The organism is Lentzea sp. NBRC 105346 (assembly GCF_030269605.1).
Classification (GTDB): Bacteria; Actinomycetota; Actinomycetes; order Mycobacteriales; family Pseudonocardiaceae; genus Lentzea.
On the sequence record NZ_BSTQ01000020.1, the window covers coordinates 142,162 to 165,410 of the forward strand.

Annotated in this window: 18 protein-coding genes; 9 read left to right on the forward strand and 9 right to left on the reverse strand. The window is 68.5% G+C overall.

Annotated features, from left to right (window positions below; all coding sequences use genetic code 11):
* Nucleotides 1-46: 46 nt before the first annotated feature.
* Nucleotides 47-3,442: a LamG-like jellyroll fold domain-containing protein gene (locus QSK35_RS35380; RefSeq protein ID WP_285752055.1), complete on the reverse strand. Its 3,396-nt coding sequence runs from the start codon at nucleotides 3,440-3,442 to the stop codon at nucleotides 47-49.
* A 728-nt stretch (nucleotides 3,443-4,170) separates the two neighbouring features.
* On the opposite strand from QSK35_RS35380, the gene QSK35_RS35385 reads away from it, so the two are divergent.
* The 3 genes from QSK35_RS35385 to QSK35_RS35395 are packed head-to-tail and all read left to right on the forward strand — an operon-like array spanning nucleotide 4,171 to nucleotide 6,533.
* On the forward strand, nucleotides 4,171-4,713 hold the full coding sequence (locus QSK35_RS35385) for a hypothetical protein (RefSeq protein WP_285752056.1): 543 nt from the start codon (nucleotides 4,171-4,173) through the stop codon (nucleotides 4,711-4,713).
* 16 nt (nucleotides 4,714-4,729) lie between these two features.
* Nucleotides 4,730-5,878, forward strand: coding sequence for a sensor histidine kinase (locus QSK35_RS35390; protein WP_285752057.1), 1,149 nt, complete (start codon nucleotides 4,730-4,732; stop codon nucleotides 5,876-5,878).
* Entirely contained in the window at nucleotides 5,850-6,533 is a 684-nt protein-coding gene (locus tag QSK35_RS35395; RefSeq protein ID WP_285752058.1) for a response regulator, read from the forward strand. Before QSK35_RS35390 ends, QSK35_RS35395 begins: the two co-directional genes overlap by 29 nt.
* Before the next feature lie 143 nt (nucleotides 6,534-6,676).
* Here the strand turns inward: QSK35_RS35395 and QSK35_RS35400 are convergent, their stop codons facing one another.
* Complete coding sequence (locus QSK35_RS35400) at nucleotides 6,677-7,156, reverse strand: DUF5130 family protein (RefSeq protein WP_285752059.1); 480 nt, start codon at nucleotides 7,154-7,156, stop codon at nucleotides 6,677-6,679.
* Nucleotides 7,143-7,388 (reverse strand): aa3-type cytochrome oxidase subunit CtaJ, encoded by a 246-nt coding sequence (gene ctaJ / locus QSK35_RS35405; protein WP_285752060.1) that lies wholly within the window; start codon nucleotides 7,386-7,388, stop codon nucleotides 7,143-7,145. The genes QSK35_RS35400 and ctaJ overlap by 14 nt, the downstream gene beginning before the upstream one ends.
* 357 nt (nucleotides 7,389-7,745) lie before the next feature.
* Between ctaJ and QSK35_RS35410 the strand changes: the two genes are divergently transcribed.
* Nucleotides 7,746-8,240: a DUF2345 domain-containing protein gene (locus QSK35_RS35410; protein ID WP_285752061.1), complete on the forward strand. Its 495-nt coding sequence runs from the start codon at nucleotides 7,746-7,748 to the stop codon at nucleotides 8,238-8,240.
* A gap of 6 nt (nucleotides 8,241-8,246) precedes the next feature.
* On the opposite strand, the gene QSK35_RS35415 is transcribed toward QSK35_RS35410, so the two are convergent.
* Complete coding sequence (locus QSK35_RS35415) at nucleotides 8,247-8,915, reverse strand: HNH endonuclease (protein WP_502881764.1); 669 nt, start codon at nucleotides 8,913-8,915, stop codon at nucleotides 8,247-8,249.
* A gap of 150 nt (nucleotides 8,916-9,065) precedes the next feature.
* Between QSK35_RS35415 and QSK35_RS35420 the strand changes: the two genes are divergently transcribed.
* The 4 genes from QSK35_RS35420 to QSK35_RS35435 all read left to right on the forward strand — a co-directional run bounded on the left by QSK35_RS35420 (nucleotide 9,066) and on the right by QSK35_RS35435 (nucleotide 14,189).
* Nucleotides 9,066-11,159: a prolyl oligopeptidase family serine peptidase gene (locus QSK35_RS35420; RefSeq protein WP_285752063.1), complete on the forward strand. Its 2,094-nt coding sequence runs from the start codon at nucleotides 9,066-9,068 to the stop codon at nucleotides 11,157-11,159.
* Nucleotides 11,160-11,257: 98 nt separating this feature from the next.
* Nucleotides 11,258-12,094, forward strand: a complete 837-nt coding sequence (locus tag QSK35_RS35425) for a mechanosensitive ion channel family protein (protein WP_285752109.1) — start codon at nucleotides 11,258-11,260, stop codon at nucleotides 12,092-12,094.
* Between the two features lie 61 nt (nucleotides 12,095-12,155).
* Nucleotides 12,156-12,539, forward strand: a complete 384-nt coding sequence (locus QSK35_RS35430; protein ID WP_285752064.1) for a globin — start codon at nucleotides 12,156-12,158, stop codon at nucleotides 12,537-12,539.
* 57 nt (nucleotides 12,540-12,596) lie between these two features.
* Entirely contained in the window at nucleotides 12,597-14,189 is a 1,593-nt protein-coding gene (locus QSK35_RS35435; protein ID WP_285752065.1) for a glycoside hydrolase family 13 protein, read from the forward strand.
* Between the two features lie 117 nt (nucleotides 14,190-14,306).
* Here the strand turns inward: QSK35_RS35435 and QSK35_RS35440 are convergent, their stop codons facing one another.
* Nucleotides 14,307-15,428, reverse strand: coding sequence for a low temperature requirement protein A (locus tag QSK35_RS35440; protein ID WP_285752066.1), 1,122 nt, complete (start codon nucleotides 15,426-15,428; stop codon nucleotides 14,307-14,309).
* Nucleotides 15,429-15,478: 50 nt separating this feature from the next.
* On the opposite strand from QSK35_RS35440, the gene QSK35_RS35445 reads away from it, so the two are divergent.
* The gene (locus QSK35_RS35445; protein WP_285752067.1) at nucleotides 15,479-16,387 is read left to right on the forward strand and encodes a DMT family transporter; all 909 of its coding nucleotides are present in this window, start codon (nucleotides 15,479-15,481) and stop codon (nucleotides 16,385-16,387) included.
* On the opposite strand, the gene QSK35_RS35450 is transcribed toward QSK35_RS35445, so the two are convergent.
* From QSK35_RS35450 to QSK35_RS35465, 4 genes are read right to left on the reverse strand one after another with little or no spacing between them, the layout of a single operon-like run.
* A complete protein-coding gene (locus QSK35_RS35450) occupies nucleotides 16,299-16,928 on the reverse strand; it encodes a DUF8010 domain-containing protein (protein WP_285752068.1) in 630 nt (209 codons plus the stop codon). The two genes, QSK35_RS35445 and QSK35_RS35450, sit on opposite strands and share 89 nt — an antisense overlap.
* Complete coding sequence (locus QSK35_RS35455) at nucleotides 16,921-17,352, reverse strand: acyl-CoA thioesterase (protein ID WP_285752069.1); 432 nt, start codon at nucleotides 17,350-17,352, stop codon at nucleotides 16,921-16,923. The genes QSK35_RS35450 and QSK35_RS35455 overlap by 8 nt, the downstream gene beginning before the upstream one ends.
* A gap of 19 nt (nucleotides 17,353-17,371) precedes the next feature.
* Nucleotides 17,372-18,301: a winged helix DNA-binding domain-containing protein gene (locus QSK35_RS35460; RefSeq protein ID WP_285752070.1), complete on the reverse strand. Its 930-nt coding sequence runs from the start codon at nucleotides 18,299-18,301 to the stop codon at nucleotides 17,372-17,374.
* A complete protein-coding gene (locus QSK35_RS35465) occupies nucleotides 18,302-23,227 on the reverse strand; it encodes an NAD-glutamate dehydrogenase (protein ID WP_285752071.1) in 4,926 nt (1,641 codons plus the stop codon).
* Between the last annotated feature and the right edge of the window lie 22 nt (nucleotides 23,228-23,249).

Here is a 23,249-nt window from a genome sequence, read left to right on the forward strand (position 1 = left end):
TACAACCCCCTGCTAAAGAAAGAAAGAAATGGAAGAAACCGCTCGATCAGTAGTGATTGGTCGCCGAGTACAGCTGTTCGATTTCGCTGAGGGTGAGCACACCCGAATAGATCCGGGCATCGTCCAGGTCACCCTTCCACCAGTCCGAGCCGTGCCCTTCCCAGGTGCCACGGCCGACGAGGAACGGACCGGATGCGTTGAAGGTGGTCAGGCCTTTTCCATCGGTGTTCATGAAGGCACTCTGCTTGACCCCGTTGACATACAAGGCGATCGTCCCGTCGACCGCGTCATAGGAGGCGGCCAGGTGCACCCATGTGTCGGCTTCCGCTGCCTGGTCGGACAGTGCGAACCGGCTACCCGCGCTGGTCGGTGACTCGGTCAGCAGTAGCCCCCACTTACCCCATTCGGATCGATAGCCGAGCATGAAGGGCGAGAACTTGGCGTCGCCCATGCCGACCGCGGCTCGCGGGCCGCCGTCCAACCCGCTGTGCCGGACCCATGCGGAGACCGTGAAGGATCGGTCGGTGCGCAGTGTCGCGGGCCGAGGTCCGACCACCTCACCGGTGGAGGAGTCGTCGTAGTGCAGCCACTTCTCCTCACCGACGGGGTTCGGGTTGACGTCGGTCGGATCGACCGGTTTTGCCGCCCACGTCACGCCACCACCGAGAGTCCCGTTCTGACCACTCACGTCGTCCTTCGTAACGGTCCCGGTGAGCTCATCGAGCCCATATCGCGCACGGAGAACAACCAGGTTGTTGTGCTGGGCGGCTTCAGTCGCGCTGAGCACCCGGTCCCAGACCTGAACGTGGTCGACCGTGCCGGCGAAGTAACTACCACGCGATGAATCCCATTTGCCCGCGCCGACCAGCAGTGGTCCGCCGGCGTTCCACAGCGTCGCGTCGGCTGCTCCTTCAAGCTTTCCGTTGACGTACAAGGAAAGTTTGTGACTGTTCGGCTCGTAGGTACCCAACAGGTGCGTCCAGGCACCGAGTTGAGGCGATGCCGCCGACTCCGCCCGGATCGCCGGAGTTCCGTTGGCATCCGACTGCCCAGCGCTGAACGTCCAGCGATCACGGTCCTTCGAGTACTCGAGGAGGAAGCCGCTGGCGCGCAGGCCTTCCTGGCTCACCGCGGTCGACCACAAGTTGGTGTTGTCGAGCTTCACCCACGCCGACACCGAGAACGCGCGCGACGTGTCGATGATCGGACCCGACGTGGCCGAATACGCCGAACTACCGTTGCCTGCCTGCCCGTTGCCCGAGTAAGCACTGCCGAAGGCCGCGTTGCCGGCCAACGTGAGCGGATGGTTCCGGCCACTCGTGTCGGCAGCGGTGGTTCCGCTCTTCTCGTCAAGCAACCAAGCCCCGACGGGACCCGCCGGGTCGGCGACGTTGAACTTGTACGTCACAGGCTCGGCGAGCCGGTTGCCGGCACGATCGATCGCCTGCACGTACAACATGTTCGTGCCGCCTCGCGTCGGTGTGATCGGCACGACGACCTTGCCGTCCGCGGTCTTGACATCGACGCGGGTCCCGACCGTGCCGCTGTTCAGCGCCCAGGCGTAGTGGTCGATGTCCATTTTGCCGTTCAGGCCGGTGTTGCCGTTCGGTGTGATCGTGAAGTTGCCTGTCCGGCCGACGGGCCCGCCGGGTCCCGTCTGCGGAAAGTCGGTGGAGACGACCGTCGGCGCGTTCGGAGCGACGCTGTCCACCTCGAACTCACAGAGAGCCGACCAGCTGCTGCTCTCGTAATCGCCGGACCACATCTGCCACGTGTAGATGCCGTCCTCAGAGATCCATCTCGACAGCGGCCTGGCCCTGGCGAACGAGCCGGAGGGGATGTTCCCGTCGGCGGCCTCCTGGCCGCCCCACGTGTAGTTGGTGGAAGTTCCCTTGTATACGCGGAACCCCGCGTTCATCGTGCCTTCGTCCAGATCGGACACTCGGGCACGCATTTCCGGAGTGCGGGTGAAGACCGCGGGCCGGCTTTCACCGACGCGGCACGGCAGGGCGTCCGCACCGTTCGGGCCCCATCCCTCCATGCCCAGGTCGGTGGGCGTGTTCGGAATGGTGTTGTAGTGCACCTCGAGGAACGGGTTGAGATCGAACCGGCGCCACGACGCGTCCAGCGAGCTCTCTTCCTTCGCTTTCAGCATGAAGGTGGCATAACTCTGGTTCGTGTCGGCGATGTGCCTGACCGCCTTCGTCGCATCGAACTCCGCGAGGCCGTTGGTCTGGCAATAGGGGACGTTGTTCACCGTGTTGTTGTCGGACAGCGAGTACGCCCACGCGGGCTGGTTGTTCCAGGTCGTGTTCTCGTCGATCCCGTTGGTCAGCCACAGTTCGGTGGCTGTCGCCTCCGCGCAGTGATGGCTGTGGATGACCTTGGCGTTGAGCTTCGCCCAATGAATGACTCGGCTGTGCAGCGACCAGGTGTTCATCGCGATGTATGTGCGCGAGATGCCGTTCTGTGTCGCGCCGAGCGAGTACGCGTTGAGGTAGCCGGCCTTCAGGTCACCGAGCTGGCCGTCGGTGTGATCGTAGTTGCGCGCGTTCGCCCACTCCGGTGGCGACTGCACCACCGCGTGGTGTGCTTTGGTGCAGGTGTTGCAGTAGTAGTCCGGATCCAGCCGGACCGGGTACCTGGTACTCGGGTCGGCCAGGAACGCCTGGTTCGGCGTGATCGAGACGGTGTTGCTGCCGACCTCGACGGCCATCACCGCGCGCCGCGTGTCCTGCGACGAGTCCACCATGGTCGACGCGTCGCCGCCGAAAACCTGCTGACCGGCAGCGTTGGTGACCACCAGGCTCTCCGCACGCGGCTGGTCGGACGCCGCGCTCGGCGTCGTGGTCTTGCTGATGGTGACGTTCTTCGTGTGCGACTTGAAGGTGACCTTCGTCAGCTTCGGGTTCCTCGCCGCCTCGGGCGTCTTCACCACGAGCGACTGGGAGAACCCGGTGAGGGCGGCCTTCAGTTCCAGGTCGACGCCCGGCAGGATCTCGGGATACGTGGCGGTCGAACCGGAGATCCGCACGGCGGGCAGATCGGTGTCCCAACCGAAGCCGACCTCCGCGGTGTCCTTGACCAGCTTGGCCACGGGGCCGCGCACCGCCGATCCCGCACCGCCCGCGGTGAACGCCATGGTGACCGGCGCGGCCTTCGGCGCCACCGTGCCGTCTCCGCGCTGCACGAGCGTCAGGTCGACGGCGGCCCATGCCCCGTTCTGCTTGACCCGCACGGGAAGCGTGTAGTCGACCAGGGTCCGCGAACCGTCCGGGTTCGCGGTGACCTGGGCGGTCTCGGTCGTTTCCGACGAGATCACGATCGGCTTGCCGCTTTCCGCGGCGAGCCGTTCGGCGGTCGCCGCATCGGCTACCTCGTTGGGCACCGGACTCTCGGCCGCCGCCACCGACGGCGTCAGACAACCTGTCAAAACGATCACGGCGGTAGCCGCCGTGCTGAACGCGCGCAGGACTGAGCCCCGCGTTGCCGCGGACGAACGCATGCGTTGTGCCCCCCTGAGCCGGTAATCCGGCTCCCCCCTAGACCTGGTCCCCCGACCGTGCCGAAAGCACTATCCCGACAGTCCGCCCGGTTGGGAATGCTGCCGAACGGAGTAACTTCGTCACTCTACGCACAGTAGGTGACCAGCGTCATACAAGTGTCCGTGCGTCTGGAGCGGCCGCCGCGATGGGCGCGACAACGGAAAGCCCTTTCTCGGCCTCGGCGCGTTTCACCGAGCTCACCGATCCCTGACCTTCTGGTGCTTCGAGTTCTTCGCCATCGCGGCCGCCCCGACCCACGTCCTCAGACAGCCGGTCAAAACGATCGCGGCGGTTGCCGCCGTGCCGAATGTGCGCAGGACTGAGCCCCGCGATCTCGCGGACGAACGCATTTGTTGCTCCCCAGAGCCGGATCTCACCCGGCGGGTTCCGAACGGTCCCACCGACCGTCGCCGGAGCACTATCCCCCCGGTTCGCAGGAATGCGTATGCCGCCATTCGGAGCAACTTCGCACAGTCACGAACGGCCAGGCGTGCGACGTCACGCATCGTCTACATCTCTTGGTGGACAACCGAAGTCCGCTTCCGGTCTGACTCCGGCAAAGCACCCTTGTGCTCTGCTGGTCCTCGCTACCGTCGGGGCCTCGTTCTACCTCAAGGGGGAAGAGATGAACGATCGACGAGTGTTGGCGGTGCTCATAAAAGCCGGTGACACGACACTGAACCGGCCGCTCGGGGTGGGTGGCCTGGTCAACGAGAACGTCGCGCTGGTCGCACTGGACGAGAAGGCCGAGCTGGGGCGGTTGAACGAGCTGGAGGTGCTCGTCACGCCCGTGCCGCTGCAGGACGGTGAAGAGGTCGAACGGATCCGGCCCGAGAGGCTGATGGTCGCGAAGCTGACCGGAGCCAAAGAGACGTTCGCCGCGATCCGGCTGATGCACCCGTCGCGCTACCGGCCGGGATGTCCGTCGTTCACCAAACCGGCGTTGCAAAAGGCGATGGCCGAGGAGAACGACATCTGGCTCGGGGCGCAGCGGGTCACCGCGCTCGGGGCCCGGATGTCGGAGGACGAGGTCACGAAGGCTTTGGAGAACGCGCTGGCCGCCGAGGAGGCGTACCACGTGCGCAACTTCCAGTCGCTCACGGACCTGACCGCGGCCGAACTGACGGCGAACTGCTTCATCAATTGCTCGGAGTCGTGCCGGCGTTGACTCGAGGAGAATGCGGATGAAGGGTCGGCTGAGGGACATGGCTCTGGCCACGGCCCTGTTCGCGTTCGACGTCTTCGGGTTCTGGGCACCGGCGCCCTGGCTGTGGATCGCGCTGGGGGCCGGCGCGCCGCTCGCGTTGTGCTGGCGCCGGGTGCATCCGCGCGCGGTGTTCTTCATCGTGTGGGCGCACACGGTGGGGTTGCTGGCTTTCATGCCCGTGCCGGGGCCGCGGCCCACGTTCGTCATGCTGCTCGCGTTGTACACGGTGGCGGCCTATTCGACGAAGTTGTGGTCGTTCGTCGGGCTGGCCGCCTCGGTGGTGCCCGCCGCGCTCTACATCTGGCGCGAGACCAAGCTCGCGGAGCCGGGGCACGGGATAGACGCGTTGGCCGCGACCGGTGTCTTCTACCTCGTCGTCTACCTGGCCACGTGGGCGATCGCGCGGTTGCGGGCTCAGCACCGCGTGTTCGTGCTGGAGTCGCAACGGCGGGAGGAGGCGGAGGCGTTTCTCGCCGTTGCGGCGGAACGGAATCGCATCGCGGCCGAGCTGCACGACATCGTGGCGCACTCGGTGACGGTCATGGTGTTGCAGGCCGCCGGGGCGCGCGGGAAGGACATCAGTCCGGAGACCGACCGGGCGCTGACGAACATCGAGCAGGCCGGGCAGCAGGCGATGGTGGAGCTGCGCCGGCTGCTCAAGCTGGTGCAGGAGGGTGAGCAGCGGACGTTCCAGCCCGCGCCTGGCGTGCATCAGATCGGCGGGCTCGTCGAGGTGATCCGGTCGGCCGGGCCGTCCGTCGAGCTGCACCAGGAGGGGCCGCCGGCCGAGCTCACGCCTAGTGTGGATCTTGCCGCGTACCGCGTGGTGCAGGAGGCGTTGACGAACGTGGCGAAGCACGCGGGGGCGCACGCGCACGCCGTGGTGACGATGCGGTGGGAAACGGACCATCTCGTCATCGAGGTGCGGGACAATGGGCGTTGCGAACCGGTCGTGGCGGCTCTCTCCACCGGACACGGGCTGAGCAAGCTGCGGGAACGCGTCCAGTCCGCGTGCGGAACGTTGTCGGCGGGGCCGGTGGGGGACGGCGGGTTCCTCGTGAAGGCCACCCTGCCGACGCAACGGGGGGACGGAGCCGATGACGATCCGGGTGTTGGTGGCGGATGACCAGGACCTCGTGCGCGAGGGCATCGGGATGCTGCTGCAGCGCGAGGAGGGCATCGAGGTCGTCGGCGACGCGCGCAACGGGCACGAGGCCGTCGCGAAGGCGCGCGAGCTGCAGCCCGACATCGTGCTGATGGACGTGCGGATGCCCGAGCTCGACGGCGTCTCCGCCACGAGCGTGATCACCGCGGACGACTTCTCGGCGGACCCGGACCGGCCGATCAAGGTGCTGGTGCTGACCACGTACAACGTCGGCGCGGCGGTGCGCGACGCGCTGCGCAAGGGCGCGTCGGGGTTTCTGCTCAAGGACCGCGCCAGCACGGATCTCATGGCCGCGGTCAAGGTCGTCGCCCGCGGCGAGGCGTGGCTGGACCCGGCCGTCACGCTGGATCTCATCGCCGAACTGAGGGCCGTGCCGGAGTCGACGTTCGCGGCGCGCGACCGGCTCGGTCAGCTGACGCCGCGAGAGGCCGAGGTGCTCACGCACATCGCCCGCGGCATGTCGAACTCCGAGATCGCGCAACGGCTGGTGCTCGGCGAGGCGACGGTCAAGACGCACGTCGGCCGGATCCTGATGAAGCTGGACCTGCGCGACCGGGCACAGGCGGTCGCCGTCGCGTACCAGAGCGGGCTGGTCCGGGTCACCGGACTGGACTAACTACTCCCCCAGGCGGACGCGCGAAATCCGATCTGAGGTTGACGCGCCGTGAGCCACCGTCGGGAAAGCATGTCGGTGGGGGGAGGAACCAGGAGGTCAGTGCCCGGCTGCGGGGCCGGTAACGCTGACCTCCTGCCACCCGTTCACGAACGCGGTGCGCGACCCGCCTGGTCGGTCAGCATGCGCAGGCCGCTGACGAGACCACCCGCGAGGTCGCCCTCCTTGAAGGACGCGACCATGCTCATCACGGCGAGCTTGGCGCCACGGTCGGGGAGCCTGCGGTGCGACTCCTCGCCGGTGACGATCTCTACGGCGCGCTCGCCCGGCGACACCGCGACGAGCACGGCGTTGGCGGGGTGCGCGGTCTGCGAGTGCAGCTCCTCGGCGCGGGCGCGGGTGTCCTTGCCCAGCTCACCCAGGTACACGCTGAATTCGAGGCCGGTCGTGCGGCTCGACAGCGTCAGCGCCTCGTCCAGGGCGGCCAGCTGGGTCGGCGAGAACGGCAGCTCCGGGGCGTGCGGCTCGTACATCTTCGCGACGGACAGGCGACCGCTGTTGGTGATCACCTCTCCGATCCCGAGCTCGCGGTTCGGGTCGACCTTCTCGATCTCACCAGTTGCCACGGGCACCTCCCCTGGCCGTCCGTCCACCTTCGACGGTGACGGGCTCGGACGAGTGCGCACGGTTCAACCCGGCGGGGTTGGCACTCCACCACACGGGGGCGTAGCCCCACTCCTGCCCCGGCCGGTACCGGGGAATCCGGGTGGCCTTGGGCCTCAGCGTCAGCAGCATGATCACGCCGTAGATGGCCAGCGGGATCAGCGCGAAGACGAGGACGGTCTCCACGATGGTCACGGGCGGTACGGTAGCCGACTTCACCCGTGCGCGAGCGGCCGGGCCAGCGTGATCGCGGTCAACATCATCGCGAGGCCCTGGGGTGACTGGTCTGCGACCGAATTTCGACGCGCCGCCTGACAGATCTGTCGTGACGAATATCACGTTCCACCACTTCAAGCGTCACACACCGTGTTCATACCGGCTAGTAGAGGCAGTGAGCGCTCTCGTGCGGCGCAGCGGTTACACCCGGTAGGCCTTCACCCGGACGGCGGCGAACGGGTGCCGGTTTGGGGTCTTGTCCCTGGAACAACCGGCTTCTAGCTTTTCACCTATACGGGTCTTGCGCACCCGCCTGACCGTCCTGGAGGACACAAAATGTTGACGACGAACCGCCCCCAGGCATGCCTTCTCACCCTTCCGACGTACAAGGACGATTCAGTGCGTATTACGGCTAGTGACTCCGTTCGCATCACTGCGGGTGACTCCGTTCGGATCACTGCGGGCGATTCGGTGCGGATCACGGCGGGCGACTCGGTCAGGATCACGGCTGGCGACTCGGTCAGGATCACGTGCGGCGACAGCGTCCGGATCACCATGGACGACTCGGTGCGCATCACCATGGGCGACAGCGTCCGCATCACGATGGACGATTCCGTGCGGATCACCGCCGGGGACAGCGTCCGCATCACGGCCGGCGACTCCGTGCGCATCACTGCGGGTGACAGCGTCCGCATCACGTGCGACGACGACTCGGTCCGCATCACGGCTGAGGACTCCGTGCGCATCACCATGAACGACAGCGTGCGCATCACGATGGGCGACAGCGTCCGCATCACGGCCCGCCGGGAAGAACTCGCCCTGGCGGCCTGACAAAGGTCAGGCCGCGGGCTCGCCCAGGTACGGCAACCACTGCGGGTCGGCCTCCGCCACACCCGCCAGCAGCCTCCAATGCGGACCCCGCGGCGCCGCGGGCACCACGCGCAGCCGCCAACCCAACTCGGACAGCAACTTGTCCGCCTTGCGGTGGTTGCACTTCGCGCAGCACGCGACGCAGTTGGTCCAGGTGTGAGGCCCGCCGCGAGAGCGCGGCACCACGTGGTCGATGGTCTCGGCGCGACCGCCGCAGTAAGCGCAGCGATAGCGGTCGCGGTGCATCAGCCCGGCGCGCGTCAGCGGGACGCGGCCGCGGTACGGGACACGCACGTAGTTGCTCAGCCGGATCACGGACGGCACGAGGACCTCGGACGTCGAGGAGTGCAGGACGAGCCCGGCGGGGTCACCGTGCACGACCTCGGCCTTTCCGCAGACCACCAGCACGACCGCGCGACGAAGAGAGAGCGCGGTCAGCGGTTCGAACGTGGCGTTGAGCAGGAGTACTTTGCGTCTTCCCCAGGGGAAGACGACCGGGGTATGACCGGCACCTCCCCCATCGCGATCCCCATCCGGCACGGCGTGCACAGAAGACTTATTTCGGCCAGAGGGGATCACCGGCGCTGTCCCACCCGTTACGGGGGCGCCGATAGGGGTCGGTTGTCGGTCTGGCACGCGACCACCTCCACCGGTTCAGCCATAGCAGACCACAGATCACCCTCAAAAATCACGTGTGATACGTGACGCGTCATGGATGTGTGATCGAAACCTGCGTGAACAGCTCCCTATCGGAGATGGTTTTCATCACCCGCTACCCTTGACAAGGTGACCGAGGCACCTTCTACATCCCGTCCGGCGACGATCACGTACCCGTCGGCGGAGCGGCTCAACCTGGTCGAGCATCTGCACGGACGCGCCGTGGCCGACCCTTATCGCTGGCTGGAGGACGCGGGCGACCCGCGCACCGAGGCCTGGTCGGCGGCGCAGGACGGGCTCACCAGGTCGTGGCTGGACGCGATGCCCGGCCGTAAACGCCTCGGCACGCGGCTGCGTGAGCTGATGCGCACCGGTTCGGTGTCGACGCCGACCTGGCGCGCCGGCCGGGCGTTCTTCACCCGGCGCGGCCCCGAGCAGGACCATCCGGTCGTCTATCTGCGTGAACCGGACGGCACGGAGCGCGTACTCCTCGATGTGAGCGAGCTCGACCCGTCCGGCAAGACCACTCTGGACGGCTGGTCGCCCAGCCTCGAAGGCACGCGCCTGGCCTACCAGGTGTCGGTCGGCGGCAACGAGCACTCGTTGCTGCACGTCATCGACGTGGACAGCGGCGAGCTCATCGAGGGCCCGATCGACCGCTGCCGCTACTCCCCCATCGGCTGGCTGCCCGGCGGCGAGGAGTTCTTCTACGTCCGCCAGCTCGATCCGGCGCTGCTGCCCGACGACGAGAAGCTGTTCCACCGTCGCGTGTGGCGCCACCACGTCGGCACGGACCCGGCGACGGACGTCAACGTCCTCGGCGACGGCCTCGACCACACCTATTACTACGGCCTCAACCTGTCGCACGACGGCCGGTGGCTCGTCGTCAACGGCGCGCCCGGCACGGTCCGCCGTGACTCGGTGTGGATCGCGGACCTGCATGGAACCGGAGAACTGCGCCAGGTCATCTCGGCCGACGACGGCGCGCAGTGCTCGGCGTTCGTCGCCCGTGACGGCCGGCTCTACCTGCACACCTCGCTGGGCGCGCCGCGGTTCCGGATCTGCGTGGCGGATCCCAGGACGCCGACCGAGTGGACCGAGATCGTCAGCGAGGAGCCGGACTCCGTGCTGGACGGGGTGCGCTGGCTGAACGGCAAGCTCGCGGTGCTGCGCACGCGGCACGCGGTGTCCGAACTGCACCTGCACTCGCCGTCCGGCGAGTACCTGGGCGAGATCACGTTGCCCGGCATGGGCTCCGTGCACGGCATGTCCGTTGTGGACGCCGCGACGCCGCACTCGCAGGACTCCCTGTGGGTGGGCTGGACGGACTTCGTCACGCCGCTGTCGGTGTTCCGCTTCTCCTTGTCCAGCGGGAAGACCGAGCTCGCCGAGGCCGCGCCGGGCCGCATCGCGCTGCCGCGCGTCACCACGCAGCAGATCTCGTACGCGTCGCTGGACGGCACGACCGTGCGCATGTTCGTCGTGTCCGGCGAGCAGAAGCCCGATCTGCCCCGCCCTACGTTGCTGACCGGCTACGGCGGCTTCGCGATCGGCCGCGGTCCCGGCTACTCCGCGACCACGCTGGCCTGGGTCGAGGCCGGCGGCGTGTGGGTGCACGTCTCGTTGCGCGGCGGCGACGAGGAGGGCGAGGAGTGGCACCAGGCGGGCATGCGCGACAAGAAGCAGAACGTGTTCGACGACTTCCACGCGGCCGCCGAACGCCTGGTGCGCGACGGGTGGACGACGCCGCAGCAGCTCGCGATCATGGGCGGCTCCAACGGCGGCCTGCTCGTCGGCGCGGCGCTCACGCAACGCCCGGAGCTGTACGCGGCAGTGGTGTGTTCAGCCCCACTGCTGGACATGGTGCGCTACGAGAAGTTCCTGCTCGGCCGCCTGTGGGCCGAGGAGTACGGCAGCGCAAGCGTTTCCGAGGAGCTCGGGTGGTTGTTGTCCTACTCTCCGTACCACCGCGTGCGGCCGGATGTTGAGTACCCTTCGGTGCTGTTCACGGTGTTCGAGTCGGATTCCCGTGTGGACCCCAACCACGCCCGGAAGATGTGCGCCGCGTTGCAACACGCGAGCACGAGTGATCCGACCAAGCACCCCGTGCTCATCCGCCGCGAGACCGAGGTCGGTCACGCGGGCCGGTCGGTGAGCCGGACGGTCGCTCTCGCCGTGGACCAGCTGACGTTTCTCGCGAATGCCACCGGCATGGAGTTGTGAGCCGGGGGTCGACTGGAAGGGGTTTCGAAGGCGTGGCCACCGATCTGCAGCAGCAGTCGACGGAAGCTTTGACCTGGATCGAGCAGAACGGTCCCAAGATGCTCGAGGGGTCCATCCGGATCGCGCTGATCGTGTTGATCGCACTGATCCTGCGCGCGGTGCTGCACAAGATCATCACCCGGCTGACCGGCGGCGCCAGGCAGGGCAAGAAGCCCGGCCTGCTCAAGCCGCTGAAGGAACGCGCGCCTCAGGCGTTGGGCGCGCTGGTGTCGGAGCGGCGTGAACAGCGGGCCAAGACCATCGGCTCGGTGTTGAAGTCGGTCATCACGATCCTGGTGTTCGGTGTGGCGTTCATCCAGATCCTCACGGAGCTGGGGATGAACGTCGCGCCGATCCTGACCTCGGCGGGAATCCTCGGCGTCGCCGTCGGTTTCGGCGCCCAGAACCTGGTGAAGGACTTCCTGTCCGGCATGTTCATGATGCTGGAGGACCAGTACGGCGTCGGTGACGTCGTCGACCTCGGCCCCGCGACCGGCACCGTTGAGGCGGTCGCCCTGCGCACCACGACGATCCGCGACACCAACGGAACCGTCTGGTACGTGCGCAACGGCGAGATCCTGCGGGTCGGCAACTCCAGCCAAGGCTTCGCGGTCGCGGTCGTCGACCTGCCGCTCGGCTACGGCGCCAACCTGGCGGAGGCCTCGCAGGTCATGGAGAAGGTCGCGCGCGCGGTCACCGAGAAGGAGCCGCTGTCCAACGACGTGACCGCCAAGCCCGAGGTGCTCGGTGTGGAGAAGGTCACGCCGGAGGGCATCACGATGCGGGTGACCGTGAAGACGCGGCCCGGCCGCCAGTGGGCGGTACAGCGCGCGCTGCGCGCCCAGCTGATGCCCGCGCTGGAAGAGGCCGGTCTCAAGCCCCCGCACAAGCCCTAGTGAGACGACTGTTTGCGGGGGCGGCCTGCGCGGCCGCCCCCGCGTCAGTCAGGATGGTTGCGTGGGCAATCCCGAGAACTTCTTCGAACAGGTAGGCGGCGAGGAGACCTTCCACCGCATCGTGGCTCGCTTCTACAAGGAAGTGAAGGCCGATGAGGTGCTCCTGCCGCTGTACCCCGAGGAGGATCTCGGCCCCGCCGAGGAGCGGCTGCGGCTGTTCCTGATGCAGTACTGGGGCGGCCCGCACACGTACTCCGACCGCCGCGGGCACCCGCGGCTGCGCATGCGGCACGCCCCGTTCAAGATCGGTCCCATTGAACGGGACGCCTGGCTGCGATGCATGCGAATCGCCGTCGACGAGGCCGGCCTGCCCGAGGCGCGGCGCGACCAGCTCTGGGAGTACCTGGAGATGGCCGCGAACAGCCTGATGAACTCGTGGACCTGACCGCTCGTCACCCGTTCGGGTAATAACGACGCGATTCGAATGGCAGGATGACCCCCCGTGCGACGATCCTCCGACCTCAGCCCTGAGATCGCCGAAGAGTCCGCCTGGTGGCTGGATGCCGTGTTCTACCAGGTCTACGTGCGTTCCTTCGCCGACTCCAACGGTGACGGCGTCGGCGACCTGGATGGCATCCGGTCCCGCCTCGGTTACCTCGAACTGCTCGGCGTCGACGCCCTGTGGCTGACGCCGTTTTACCGCTCCCCGATGGCGGACCACGGCTACGACGTGTCCGATCCGCGTGATGTCGACCCGCTGTTCGGCGACCTGGCGGCGTTCGACCGCCTGGTGGCCGACGCGCACGAGCACAACATCCGCGTGACCGTCGACCTCGTGCCGAACCACACCAGCAACCAGCACATCTGGTTCCAGCAGGCACTGGCGTCCCCGCCCGGCAGCCCCGAGCGCGCCCGATACATCTTCCGCGAGGGCCGCGGCTACGACGGTTCGCAGCCGCCGAACAACTGGCCCTCGATCTTCGGCGGCCCGGCGTGGACGCGGGTCGCGGACGGCCAGTGGTATCTGCACCTCTTCGCGCCGCAGCAGCCGGACCTCAACTGGGAGCACCCCGAGGTGCGCCAGGACCTGGAGCAGACGCTGCGGTTCTGGCTGGACCGCGGCGTGGACGGCTTCCGCATCGACGTCGCCCACGGCATGGCCAAGCCGGACGGCCTGCCGGACATGGAGCTGCACCCCGGTTCGTCGTCCGCGGTGCTGGTCGACGATGCCGACGACCCGCGGTTCGACAACGAGGGCGTGCACGACATCCACCGCATGATCCGCAAGGTCATGGACGGCTACCCCGGCACGATGGCCGTCGGCGAGATCTGGGTGAAGGACGACCAGCGGTTCGCCCAGTACGTCCGTCCCGACGAGCTGCACCTCGGGTTCAACTTCCGGCTCGTCGAGGCTTCGTACGACGCCGATTCGATCCGTTCCGCGATCGAGCACTCGCTCGGCGCGGTGGCCGGGATCGCTCCGGCCACCTGGACGCTCTCCAACCACGACGTGGTCCGCCACGTCACGCGGTACGGCGACGGCGCCGCCGGGGTGCAGCGCGCCCGCGCGATGGCGCTGGTCGAGCTGGCGCTGCCGGGCGTGATCTACCTGTACAACGGCGAGGAACTGGGCCTGCCCAACGTCGAGCTGCCGGACTGGGCCCTGCAGGACCCGACGTGGGAGCGCTCGGGCCGGACCGAACGCGGCCGCGACGGCTGCCGGGTGCCGATCCCGTGGGAGGGCGGCACGCCGCCGTTCGGCTTCTCCACGACGGCCAACACCTGGCTGCCGCAGCCCAACGAGTGGGGCGGCTTCACCGCCGAGGCCCAGCTGGAGGATCCGGGCTCGATGCTCTCCCTGTACCGGGAGGCGCTGGAGCACCGGAAGACCAATCCGGCGTTCGCGGGCGACGAGCTCGAGTGGTACGGCGCGCCTCCCGGCTGCTTCGCGTTCCGGCGCAAGGGCGGCGGGCTGATCTGCGCGCTGAACACGTCCGGTGCGTCGGTTCCGCTGCCGCCCGGTCAGGTGCTGCTGTCGTCCGGCCCGATGGACGGCGACCAGCTGCCCCCGGACACCGCGGTCTGGCTGGTCTGACAACGACAAAACCCGGGAAGGGCAGCCCCCACCCTTCCCGGGGGGCGACCCCGGCTCCAGTCTACCGACAAAACCGCAGGTCAAGGGACCGTTCGGCGATCTGTGGACAACTCGCGATCAAGAAACGCGTTCGTCGGCGGCGTTCTGGCGGACCTCCGGGATCAGCACGATCCCGAAGACGATGGTGAGCGCCGCGACCTGTGCCAGGGCCACCCACAGGCCCAGCGGCACGGTCGCGAGCGCCGCCACCGCCCCGATGGCCCGTCGCCGGACGGGCCCGATCCGCAGCACCCACCGGAAAGCCACCTCGCCGAGCAGGAACAACGCCACGCCGCCGGCCAGTGCCAACGCGGCGGCCGGCTTCAGGTGGTCCGTGGCGTGCCCGATGGTCTTCTTCACGCCGACGGCGAGCACCACGATTCCCAGCAGGATCGGCGCGTGCGCCCACCCGTACGCGGCCAGCGCTTTGCGCGCCCGCTCTGTGGGCGGAACAAGGGACAACTGACGTTCGGCGATCTCGTCCTGGTTGCCGCCGAAGTAGCTCCACCAGAACTGGTAGGCGAGCACGAGCCCAAACGCTACGGCGAGTACGAGCCCGCCGTTCACCGGCAGTCCCGCGGCCCCGACGCCGATCGCGACGATCGACTCGCCGAGCGCGACGATCACGACGAGCCCGTGCCGTTCGACGAAGTGCCCCGGCCGGATCTGGATGTTGCGCTGCTGCGGGTTCACGTACGGCGTCAGCACCATCACCAGCAATGCGACCAGGTAGGCCGCGTACCGGTAGGGCGTGGGCAGGAACCCGCCTGCCAGCACGATGATCGCCGAGCCGAGGTTGAACACGGAGAGCCGCCGCATCCCCTCCGCGGAACCCGGTCCGCCGTGGGTGACGAACAGTCCGGAGTGGACCAGGTTCACGATGAGGTACCCGATGCCGAAGGCCACGCCGGAGCCGCCGAAGGCGTCCGGAATCGCCAGTGCGATCAGCAGGAAGCCGCCCATGCCGATCATGAGCAACGTCCGGCGGACGGGCGTGTCCGGCGCGACGGCGTTGGTGAGCCACGCGTAGCCGCCGTACATCCAGAGGATCACCATGAGCATCAGGACGACCCTGGCGAGGCCGCGCAGCGTCGTGTCGTCCGCCAGCAACGCCGTCAGCTGCGTCAGCGTGAAGACGAAGACCAGGTCGAAGAACAACTCCAGCGTGGTGACCCGGTACTCGGGCTCGCTTTCGGACACGAGCGCAACTGTAGATAACTCGCTTGCTTTCGCTTGTCAGGATGAGAGCCGTGACGAGAGGCGTGTTCGCGGTACTCGCGGCGGCGGTGTTGTTCGGCACGACGGGTACCGCCCAGGAGCTGGGCCCCGGAGGCCTCGACCCGCTGGCCGTCGGCGCGATCCGCGTCGTCATCGCCGGCGTCGTGCTCCTCGCGCTGGCCGCGGCGCTCGGCGCCTACAAGGGCACCCGCCCGTCGGCAACGCTCGTGCTCATCGGCGCGGTCGGTGTCGTGCTCTACCAGCTGGGCTTCTTCACCGGCGTCCGGCTCGGTGGTGTCGCGATCGGCACGGTCGTCGCACTCGGGTCCGGGCCCGTGTGGGCGGGCATCGTCGAGTGGCGCAGGCCGTCGCCGCAGTGGATCGCCGCGACGGTGCTCGCGATCGCAGGTGTTGCAGTGCTCACCGGCGGCGGCACGACGTCCCTGCTCGGCATCGCCGCCTCGCTCACGGCGGGCCTCGGCTACGGCCTCTACACGGTCACCGGCAGCAAGCTGATCGCGCAGGGACAACGGTCCTACGGCGCGATGGGCCTGATGTTCGGCGCCGGTGCGGTTCTCCTGGCGCCGGTGCTCGCGTTGAGGTGGCCCGGTGGCCTCGACAGCACGCCCGGCATGACCGTCGCGCTGTACCTCGCGCTCGTTCCGACAGTCGTCGCGTACCTGTTGTTCGGTGCGGGCCTGAAGGTTCTGCCCGCAGCGACGGTCGCGACGCTGACGCTCGCCGAACCGGTCGTCGCGACCACGCTGGGCGTGGTCGTGCTCGGCGAGGCGCTCACCGCGAACACCGTCATCGGCGCGCTGCTCGTACTGGGCGGCCTGAGCCTGCTCGCGCTCAGACCAGCAGGGGCAGCATCGAGTGCCGGCGGCGCACCACCGCGCCGTAGCGGGCGTCGATCCGCAGCCACGAATCCGTCGCGATGACGCGCACGTCGCCCTCGTCGCCGAGGAAACCCATGCCGGACAACGCGAACAGGCAGCGCAGCGGGATCTTCACGTCCAGTCCGGACCCGCTCACGGTCAGCACGGTCTGATCGAGCAACGACGCCGGCGGCGTGCCTTGCGGGCCGGTGTTCTCCCGCGCGACGGCGACGCCCTCGTCGGCGAGCTTCGACACGACCTCGACCGGCAGCCGGTCGACCAGCGACCAGCCCTCGGCGGGCGGCAGCGCCGAACGCCACATCAGGTCCTTCGCCGGACCGGGGTCGATCACCTCGCCGCGCATCACGGCGAGACCGGTCAGCAGGTCGTTGCCGCCGACCGTGACATCGCTCGGCGTCACCTTGCCCTGGACCGTGCGCGTGGCGAGCGTGTCGAACGGCGTGGCGACCCACGCGTCCAACAGGTCCGTTCCAGCGCGTTCCCGCAGCCGCACCACGGCCTGGCCCTCGAGCCGCACCGCGCGCGCGACGAACGCGCCGAGGTCGTCTCGCTCGGCCGCGTCGGCCAACACCAGCTCAGGCACCATTACCTCCGGCCCGGAAGCCCGCGAGGAAGTCCCGCTCGGGCTCGGTCAACGCCCGCGGATACCCGGCAGCGACGTTGTACGGCACCATCATGGTCTCCGCCTTCGTCGTCACCTGGAACTCCGCCGTGGGCCCGCCGCGCACCACGTAGTCCAGCGTGAACGACGCCGCCCGCATCTCCCGCACGGACAGCTCGACGCGGATGTCCTCACCGTTGAACACCAACGGCTTCAGGTACTGCACGGCCAGCTTGGCAACGACCATACCCGCGAGCATGTCCTTGACCCCGTGGCGTTCCGCCTCGGCGTACAGCAGGGCGATCCGGGCCTCTTCGAGCAGCGTCACCGTTTTCGCGTTGTTGATGTGGCCGTACGCATCCATGTCCGACCACCGCGGACGCACACTCGTGACGAAGACACCCATGGGGCGACCCTATCTATTGCTAATACCACGTTACGAGCGAGTCCACCTCGGCTTTGAGCGGACGTTGCGGTATGGGGCCGAACGGCGTCAGGTCGATGATCTTGCCGCGCCGCGTCCACGTGCCGCGCACCTCGCCGTTGACCAGCACGTGCGGGGTGAGGAAGCCGCCGCCGGTCTGGATCGCGGACACGTGTTCGGCCGCCAGGTGCGCGCTGCGGTCGCGGTACCCGAGCAGGAACGGGTCGAAGTGGCCGAGCAGCCGCACGCACGGTTCCGCCGGCTCGAACTCGGGCAGCTCCGCCGGGAACACCTCGCGGACCTGTTTGAGCGGCAACCCGCTCCACGTCGCGAAGTCCTCGGCCGTCGCGGGGCCGTACGCGTCCATATAACGCCGGACGAGCTCCGGCAGGCCGTGCTTCAGCTTGGGGGTGCCCAGCAGTTCGTAAGAGTCGTCGCCCGCGGTGATGATCCCGAGATTCGCCGCGTAGCCCAGCAGATGCGGCGTCATCTGTCCTTCGAGCCGGATGCCGCGCTCACCGAGCCGTCGCACGATCTCCTTGCGGCCCAACGGTTCCACGAGGATATCGCGCAGCTGGTCGATCGCCCTGGCGCAGAAGTCGTCGTCGAGACCGAGCTGCATCCGCCTTCTGCGGCCCTTTTCGGCATTGACCGGACCGAGCAGCGTCACGATCCAGCCGACATCCTCACGCGCGATGAGGTGCAACGTGCCGCGCATCGCCCACGTGCGGACGAGCGCTCCACTCGCGACCGCGTCGTCGAAGTCCTGTGGTGTCAAGGAGTTCGTTCGTGCTCGCACCGCGAGCCGCGCGGCCTTCAGGTCCTGGGCCTGGAGCGCGACGATGCCGCGCACCAGATCCGTGACGGAACCGGGCGGGCGGTCAAGGCGTTGCGCTTTGATGCGCGCGGCCCTGACCGCCGCCGGATCCATTTACCGGACCATGCTCCGCACCTGCCGCGCGGCGACGGACAGCGTGGCGAGATCCAGCGCGTGCACGCGGTTGATCTCCTCCAGCGCTGCCCGCGACCGGGCGAGGCGCGAGGCGTTGGCCTGCTCCCACTTCGCGATCTTCTCCTCGGCGGTGTCGCCGGGGTCGCTGTTGCGCAGCACGTCGATCGCGATCGCGCGCAACGACGAGTAGAAGTCGTCGCGCAGTGCCAGCCGGGCCAGCGCGTGCCAGCGGTTGCCGCGCTCCAGGCTCGTCACCGAGTCCAGCATGTGGTCGATGTCGAGGTGGTCGGAGAGCGCGAAGTACAGCTCGGCGGTCTCCCGGTGCGTGCGCTCCGGGCCCATGCCCGCGCCCACGCCGACCTCGCGTTCGGCCAGTTCGGCGACCTCGACGACATCCAGGAGCCCGTACATGTACAGCAGCGCGGCGACCTCACGGGCCAGGTCCGCCGGCACACCGAATCCGATGAGCCGGTCCGCCTTACCCGCTACGACGTCCTTCTCCTTGCCCCGCAACAACTCCAGGGCGGCCGGAGACAGCTCCTCGACCACGCCGCGGAAGCGGTTGATCGTGGAACCGACGGGCAGCGGCTGCGGCCGGTTGGACAGCAGCCAGCGCGACGCGCGGTCGAGCAGGCGCCGGGTCTCCAGCACCATCTCGTCCTGCACACCGGTCGGCACCACGTTGTCCAGCGCCTCGATCTCGCGCCAGATCCGCGGCAGGTCGTACACCGCGGTCACCACGGCGTACGAACGCACGGCGTCGGTGGCCGACGCGCTCATCTCCTCGGCGAGCCGGAAGGCGTAGGAGATGCCGCCGCCGTCGACGACCTCGTTCACCACGACCGTCGTGATGATCTCCTTCGCCAGCGGGTGGTTCGGGATCGCGTCGCCGAACCGTTCCCGCAGCAGGCTTGGGAAGTACGTGGGCAGCAGATTCTTGAACGTGTCGATCGTCGGCAGGTCGCTCGCGAGCACCTGCTCCTTGAGGTCGAGCTTGGTGTGCGCGAGCAGCGTCGCCAGTTCCGGCGACGTCAGTCCGTCGCCGTTCTTCTCCAGCTCCTTGAACCCGGCGTTGCTCGGCAGCGCCTCCAGCTCGCGGTTGAGGTCGCAGCGCTCCACGAGATCCGCGACGAGCCGGGCGTGCACCGACACCATCGGCGCCGCGTGCGCCCGGCTGACGCCGAGGACGTTGTTCTGCGAGTAGTTGTCCGCGAGGACGAGCTCGCCGACCTCGTCGGTCATCTCGGCGAGGACCTCGTTGCGCTGCTGCTGGTCCAGCTTGCCCTCGCGGACCAGCTGGTCGAGCAGGATCTTGATGTTGACCTCGTGGTCGGAGCAGTCGACACCGGCCGAGTTGTCGAGCGCGTCGGTGTTGACCTTGCCGCCGGTGCGCGCGAACTCGATGCGGCCGCGCTGGGTCAGGCCCAGGTTGCCGCCCTCGCCTACGACCTTCACGCGCAGGTCGGAGCCGTTGACGCGGATCGCGTCGTTGGCCTTGTCGCCGACCTCGGCGTGCGACTCGGTCGACGCCTTGACGTACGTGCCGATGCCGCCGTTCCACAGCAGGTCGACCGGCGCGAGCAGGATCGCCTTCTTCAGCTCCGGCGGAGACAGCTTCTCGACGTTCTCGGGCAGGCCGAGGGCCTCGCGGGCCTGCGGGCTCAGCGGGATCGACTTGGCGCTGAGCGGGAAGACGCCGCCGCCCTCGCTGATGAGCTCGCGGTTGTAGTCGTCCCACGACGAGCGGCCGAGGTTGAACAGCCGGACCCGCTCGGCGAACGACGTCGCCGCGACCGGGTTCGGGTCGATGAAGATGTGCCGGTGGTCGAACGCGGCCACGAGCCGGATGTGCTCGGACAGCATCATGCCGTTGCCGAACACGTCACCGGACATGTCGCCGATGCCGACGACCGTGAACTCTTCGGACTGGGTGTCGGTGCCGAGCTCGCGGAAGGCGCGCTTCACGCTCTCCCACGCGCCCTTGGCGGTGATGCCCATGCCCTTGTGGTCGTAGCCGACCGAGCCACCGGAAGCGAACGCGTCGCCCAGCCAGAAGCCGTAGCTCTGCGACACGCCGTTCGCGATGTCGGAGAACGTCGCGGTGCCCTTGTCCGCCGCGACGACGAGGTAGGTGTCGTCGCCGTCGTACCGCACGACCTGCGGCGCCGGGATGACCTCGCCCTGGATCAGGTTGTCGGTCAGGTCCAGCAGGCCGGAGATGAACATCTTGTAGCAGGCGATGCCCTCCGACATGAAGTTCTCGCGGTCGATGCCGGGGTCGCCCGTCGCCGGGATCGGGCGCTTCACGACGAAGCCGCCCTTCGCGCCGACCGGCACGATCACGGCGTTCTTCACCGCCTGCGCCTTGACCAGGCCGAGCACCTCGGTGCGGAAGTCCTCGCGCCGGTCCGACCAGCGCAGGCCACCGCGCGCGACGGAGCCGAAGCGCAGGTGCACGCCCTCGACCCGCGGCGAGTACACGAAGATCTCGAACCGCGGCCGCGGCTGCGGCAGGTCCGGGATCGCCTGCGGGTTGAGCTTCACGGCCAGGTACGGCCGCGCGTTGCCCGCCGCGTCGCGGTAGAAGTAGTTCGTCCGCAGCGTGGCGTTGATCAGCGTCAGCAGGCTGCGCAGGATGCGGTCCGCGTCGAGGCTCGTGACGTCGTCGATCAGCTTGCCGATGTCACTGTTGAGGTGGTCCGTGCGACTCGCGCGGGTACCGGCGTCGAGTGCCGGGTCGAACCGCGCCTCGAACAGGTCGACCAGCGCGTTCGCCACCTGCGTGTGCCCGAGGACGGCGTCCTCGATGTAGTCCTGGCTGTAGGGCGTGCCCGCCTGCCGCAGGTACTTGGCGTACGCGCGCAGCATCGCGGCCTGCTGCCAGGTGAGTCCGGCCTGCAGCACGAGCGAGTTGAACCGGTCGACCTCGGCCTCGCCGCGCCACACGGCGGCGAACGCGTTCTGGAACCGCTCGCGGACGCTCTCCAGGTCCGTCGTGCTGATCTGGTCGAGCGTCGCCTGGTCGATGCGCAGGCCGAAGTCGTAGATCCAGCACTGCACGCCGTCTTCGCGGGTGACCTCGTACGGCCGTTCGTCGACGACGATCACGCCCATGCGCTGCAGCATCGGCAGCACGTCCGACAGCGTGATGCCGGAGCCGGCGAGGAAGAGCTTGAACCGCCGCTCCCCCGGCTCGGCCTCGTCCGGCACGTAGAAGACCATGTCGAGGTCGCCCTCGGCGAGCGCCTCGATCCGCTTGAAGTCGCCGAGCCCGGTGGCCGCGGAGAAGTCCTCCTTGTAGGCCTCGGGGAAGATCGCGGCGAACCGCTGGCCCTGCTCGTTGGCGGACTCGGCGCCCAGCGCACCGGTGTCGGCGAGCACTTCCTCGACCATGCGGTCGTCCCAGCTGCGCACCGCCTCCGCGAGCTTGTTCTGGATCGCCGCGGTGTCCGGCTCGATCGTGCGCGCCGGGTCCGTGTGCACCATGAAGTGCACGCGGGCCAGCGCGGACTCGCCGATGCGCGCGGAGTACTCGAGGTTGATGCCGCCGAGCTCGGCGAGCAGCACCTCCTGCATCGCGAGGCGACTGGTCGTCGTGTACCGGTCGCGCGGCAGGTAGACCAGGCACGAGAAGAAGCGGCCGTACGGGTCGCGGCGCAGGAACAGCCGCAGGCGGCGACGTTCGGCGAGCGCGATGACGCCCGTCGTCGTCTGGTACAGCGTCTCCGCGTTGACCGAGAACAGCTCGGTGCGCGGGTAGTTCTGGATCACCTCGAGCATCCGCTGGCCCGAGTACGACTGCATCGGGAAGCCGGCCCGGTGGATCACGTCGCGCACCCGGCGCTCGATCACCGGGATGTCCAGCACGTCCTCGTGCAGCGCGCTCGTGCTGAACACGCCGAGGAACCGGTGCTCACCGCTGACGTTGCCCTCGTCGTCGAACGTCTTCACGCCCACGTAGTACGGGTAGACGCTGCGGTGCACGCTGCTCTGCGCGCTCGCCTGCGTGAGCACGAGCAGCTCGGGGCTGAGCGCCTGCGCGCCCGCGTCGGGCCCGGCGGTGAGGCTGCGCGCCGCGAGGCTGTCCTGCCGCAACACGCCCAGACCGCTCGCGAGCACCGCGCGCAGCGCGTGGTCGCCGTCCTCGCGCACCAGCTCGTACTGCCGGTATCCGAGGAACGTGAAGTGCCCGCGCGCGAGCCAGCGCAGCAGGTTCGCGCCGTCGACCGTCTCCTCGGTGCCCTTCTTCTCGAGCTCGTCGGCGAGCTGGAGCGCCGTGCTCGCCATCTTCTCGGTGTCCTCGACGACCTCGCGCACGTCGGTGAGCACCGCGTGCAGCTTCGTCTCGAGCTCGCGCGCCCGGTCCGGGTCCGTGATGAGGTCGACCTCGACGTACATCCACGACTCGGCGAGCGTGTCCGCCGGCGGCTCGGCGGGGTCGGCGTGCGGCAGGACCTCCTGCAGCTGCCCGGTCACCGGGTCGCGCCGCACCACGACGATCGGGTGCACGACGCGCTGCACCTGCACCCCGCCGCGAGTCAGCTCGCTGGCGACGCTGTCCACCAGGTACGGCATGTCGTCCGTGACGACCTGGACGACCGTGACGGGACACTGCCAGCCGTCGTGCGCCCTGGTCGGGTTCAGAATGCGCACGTTGGCCCGGCCGGGAACCCTGGTCTCGGCAAGCTGGTAGTTCGACCGCACCGCACCGACCAGGTCGACCGGGTCGTCGTCGTTGACTTCCTCGGCGGGGACGTGGCGGTAGAAAAGGCGGATGAGGTCGGCGAGCTCGGGGGCATTGGCGGCGGCCCGTTCGATCAACTCGTCACGGACCTGCTCGGGACTGGCCGTTGGACTCCCCTCAGCGGGGGCGTCGGTTCGGATCGGGGCTCCAGTCGAGGTCATCTTCAGGCGACTCCACGCTATC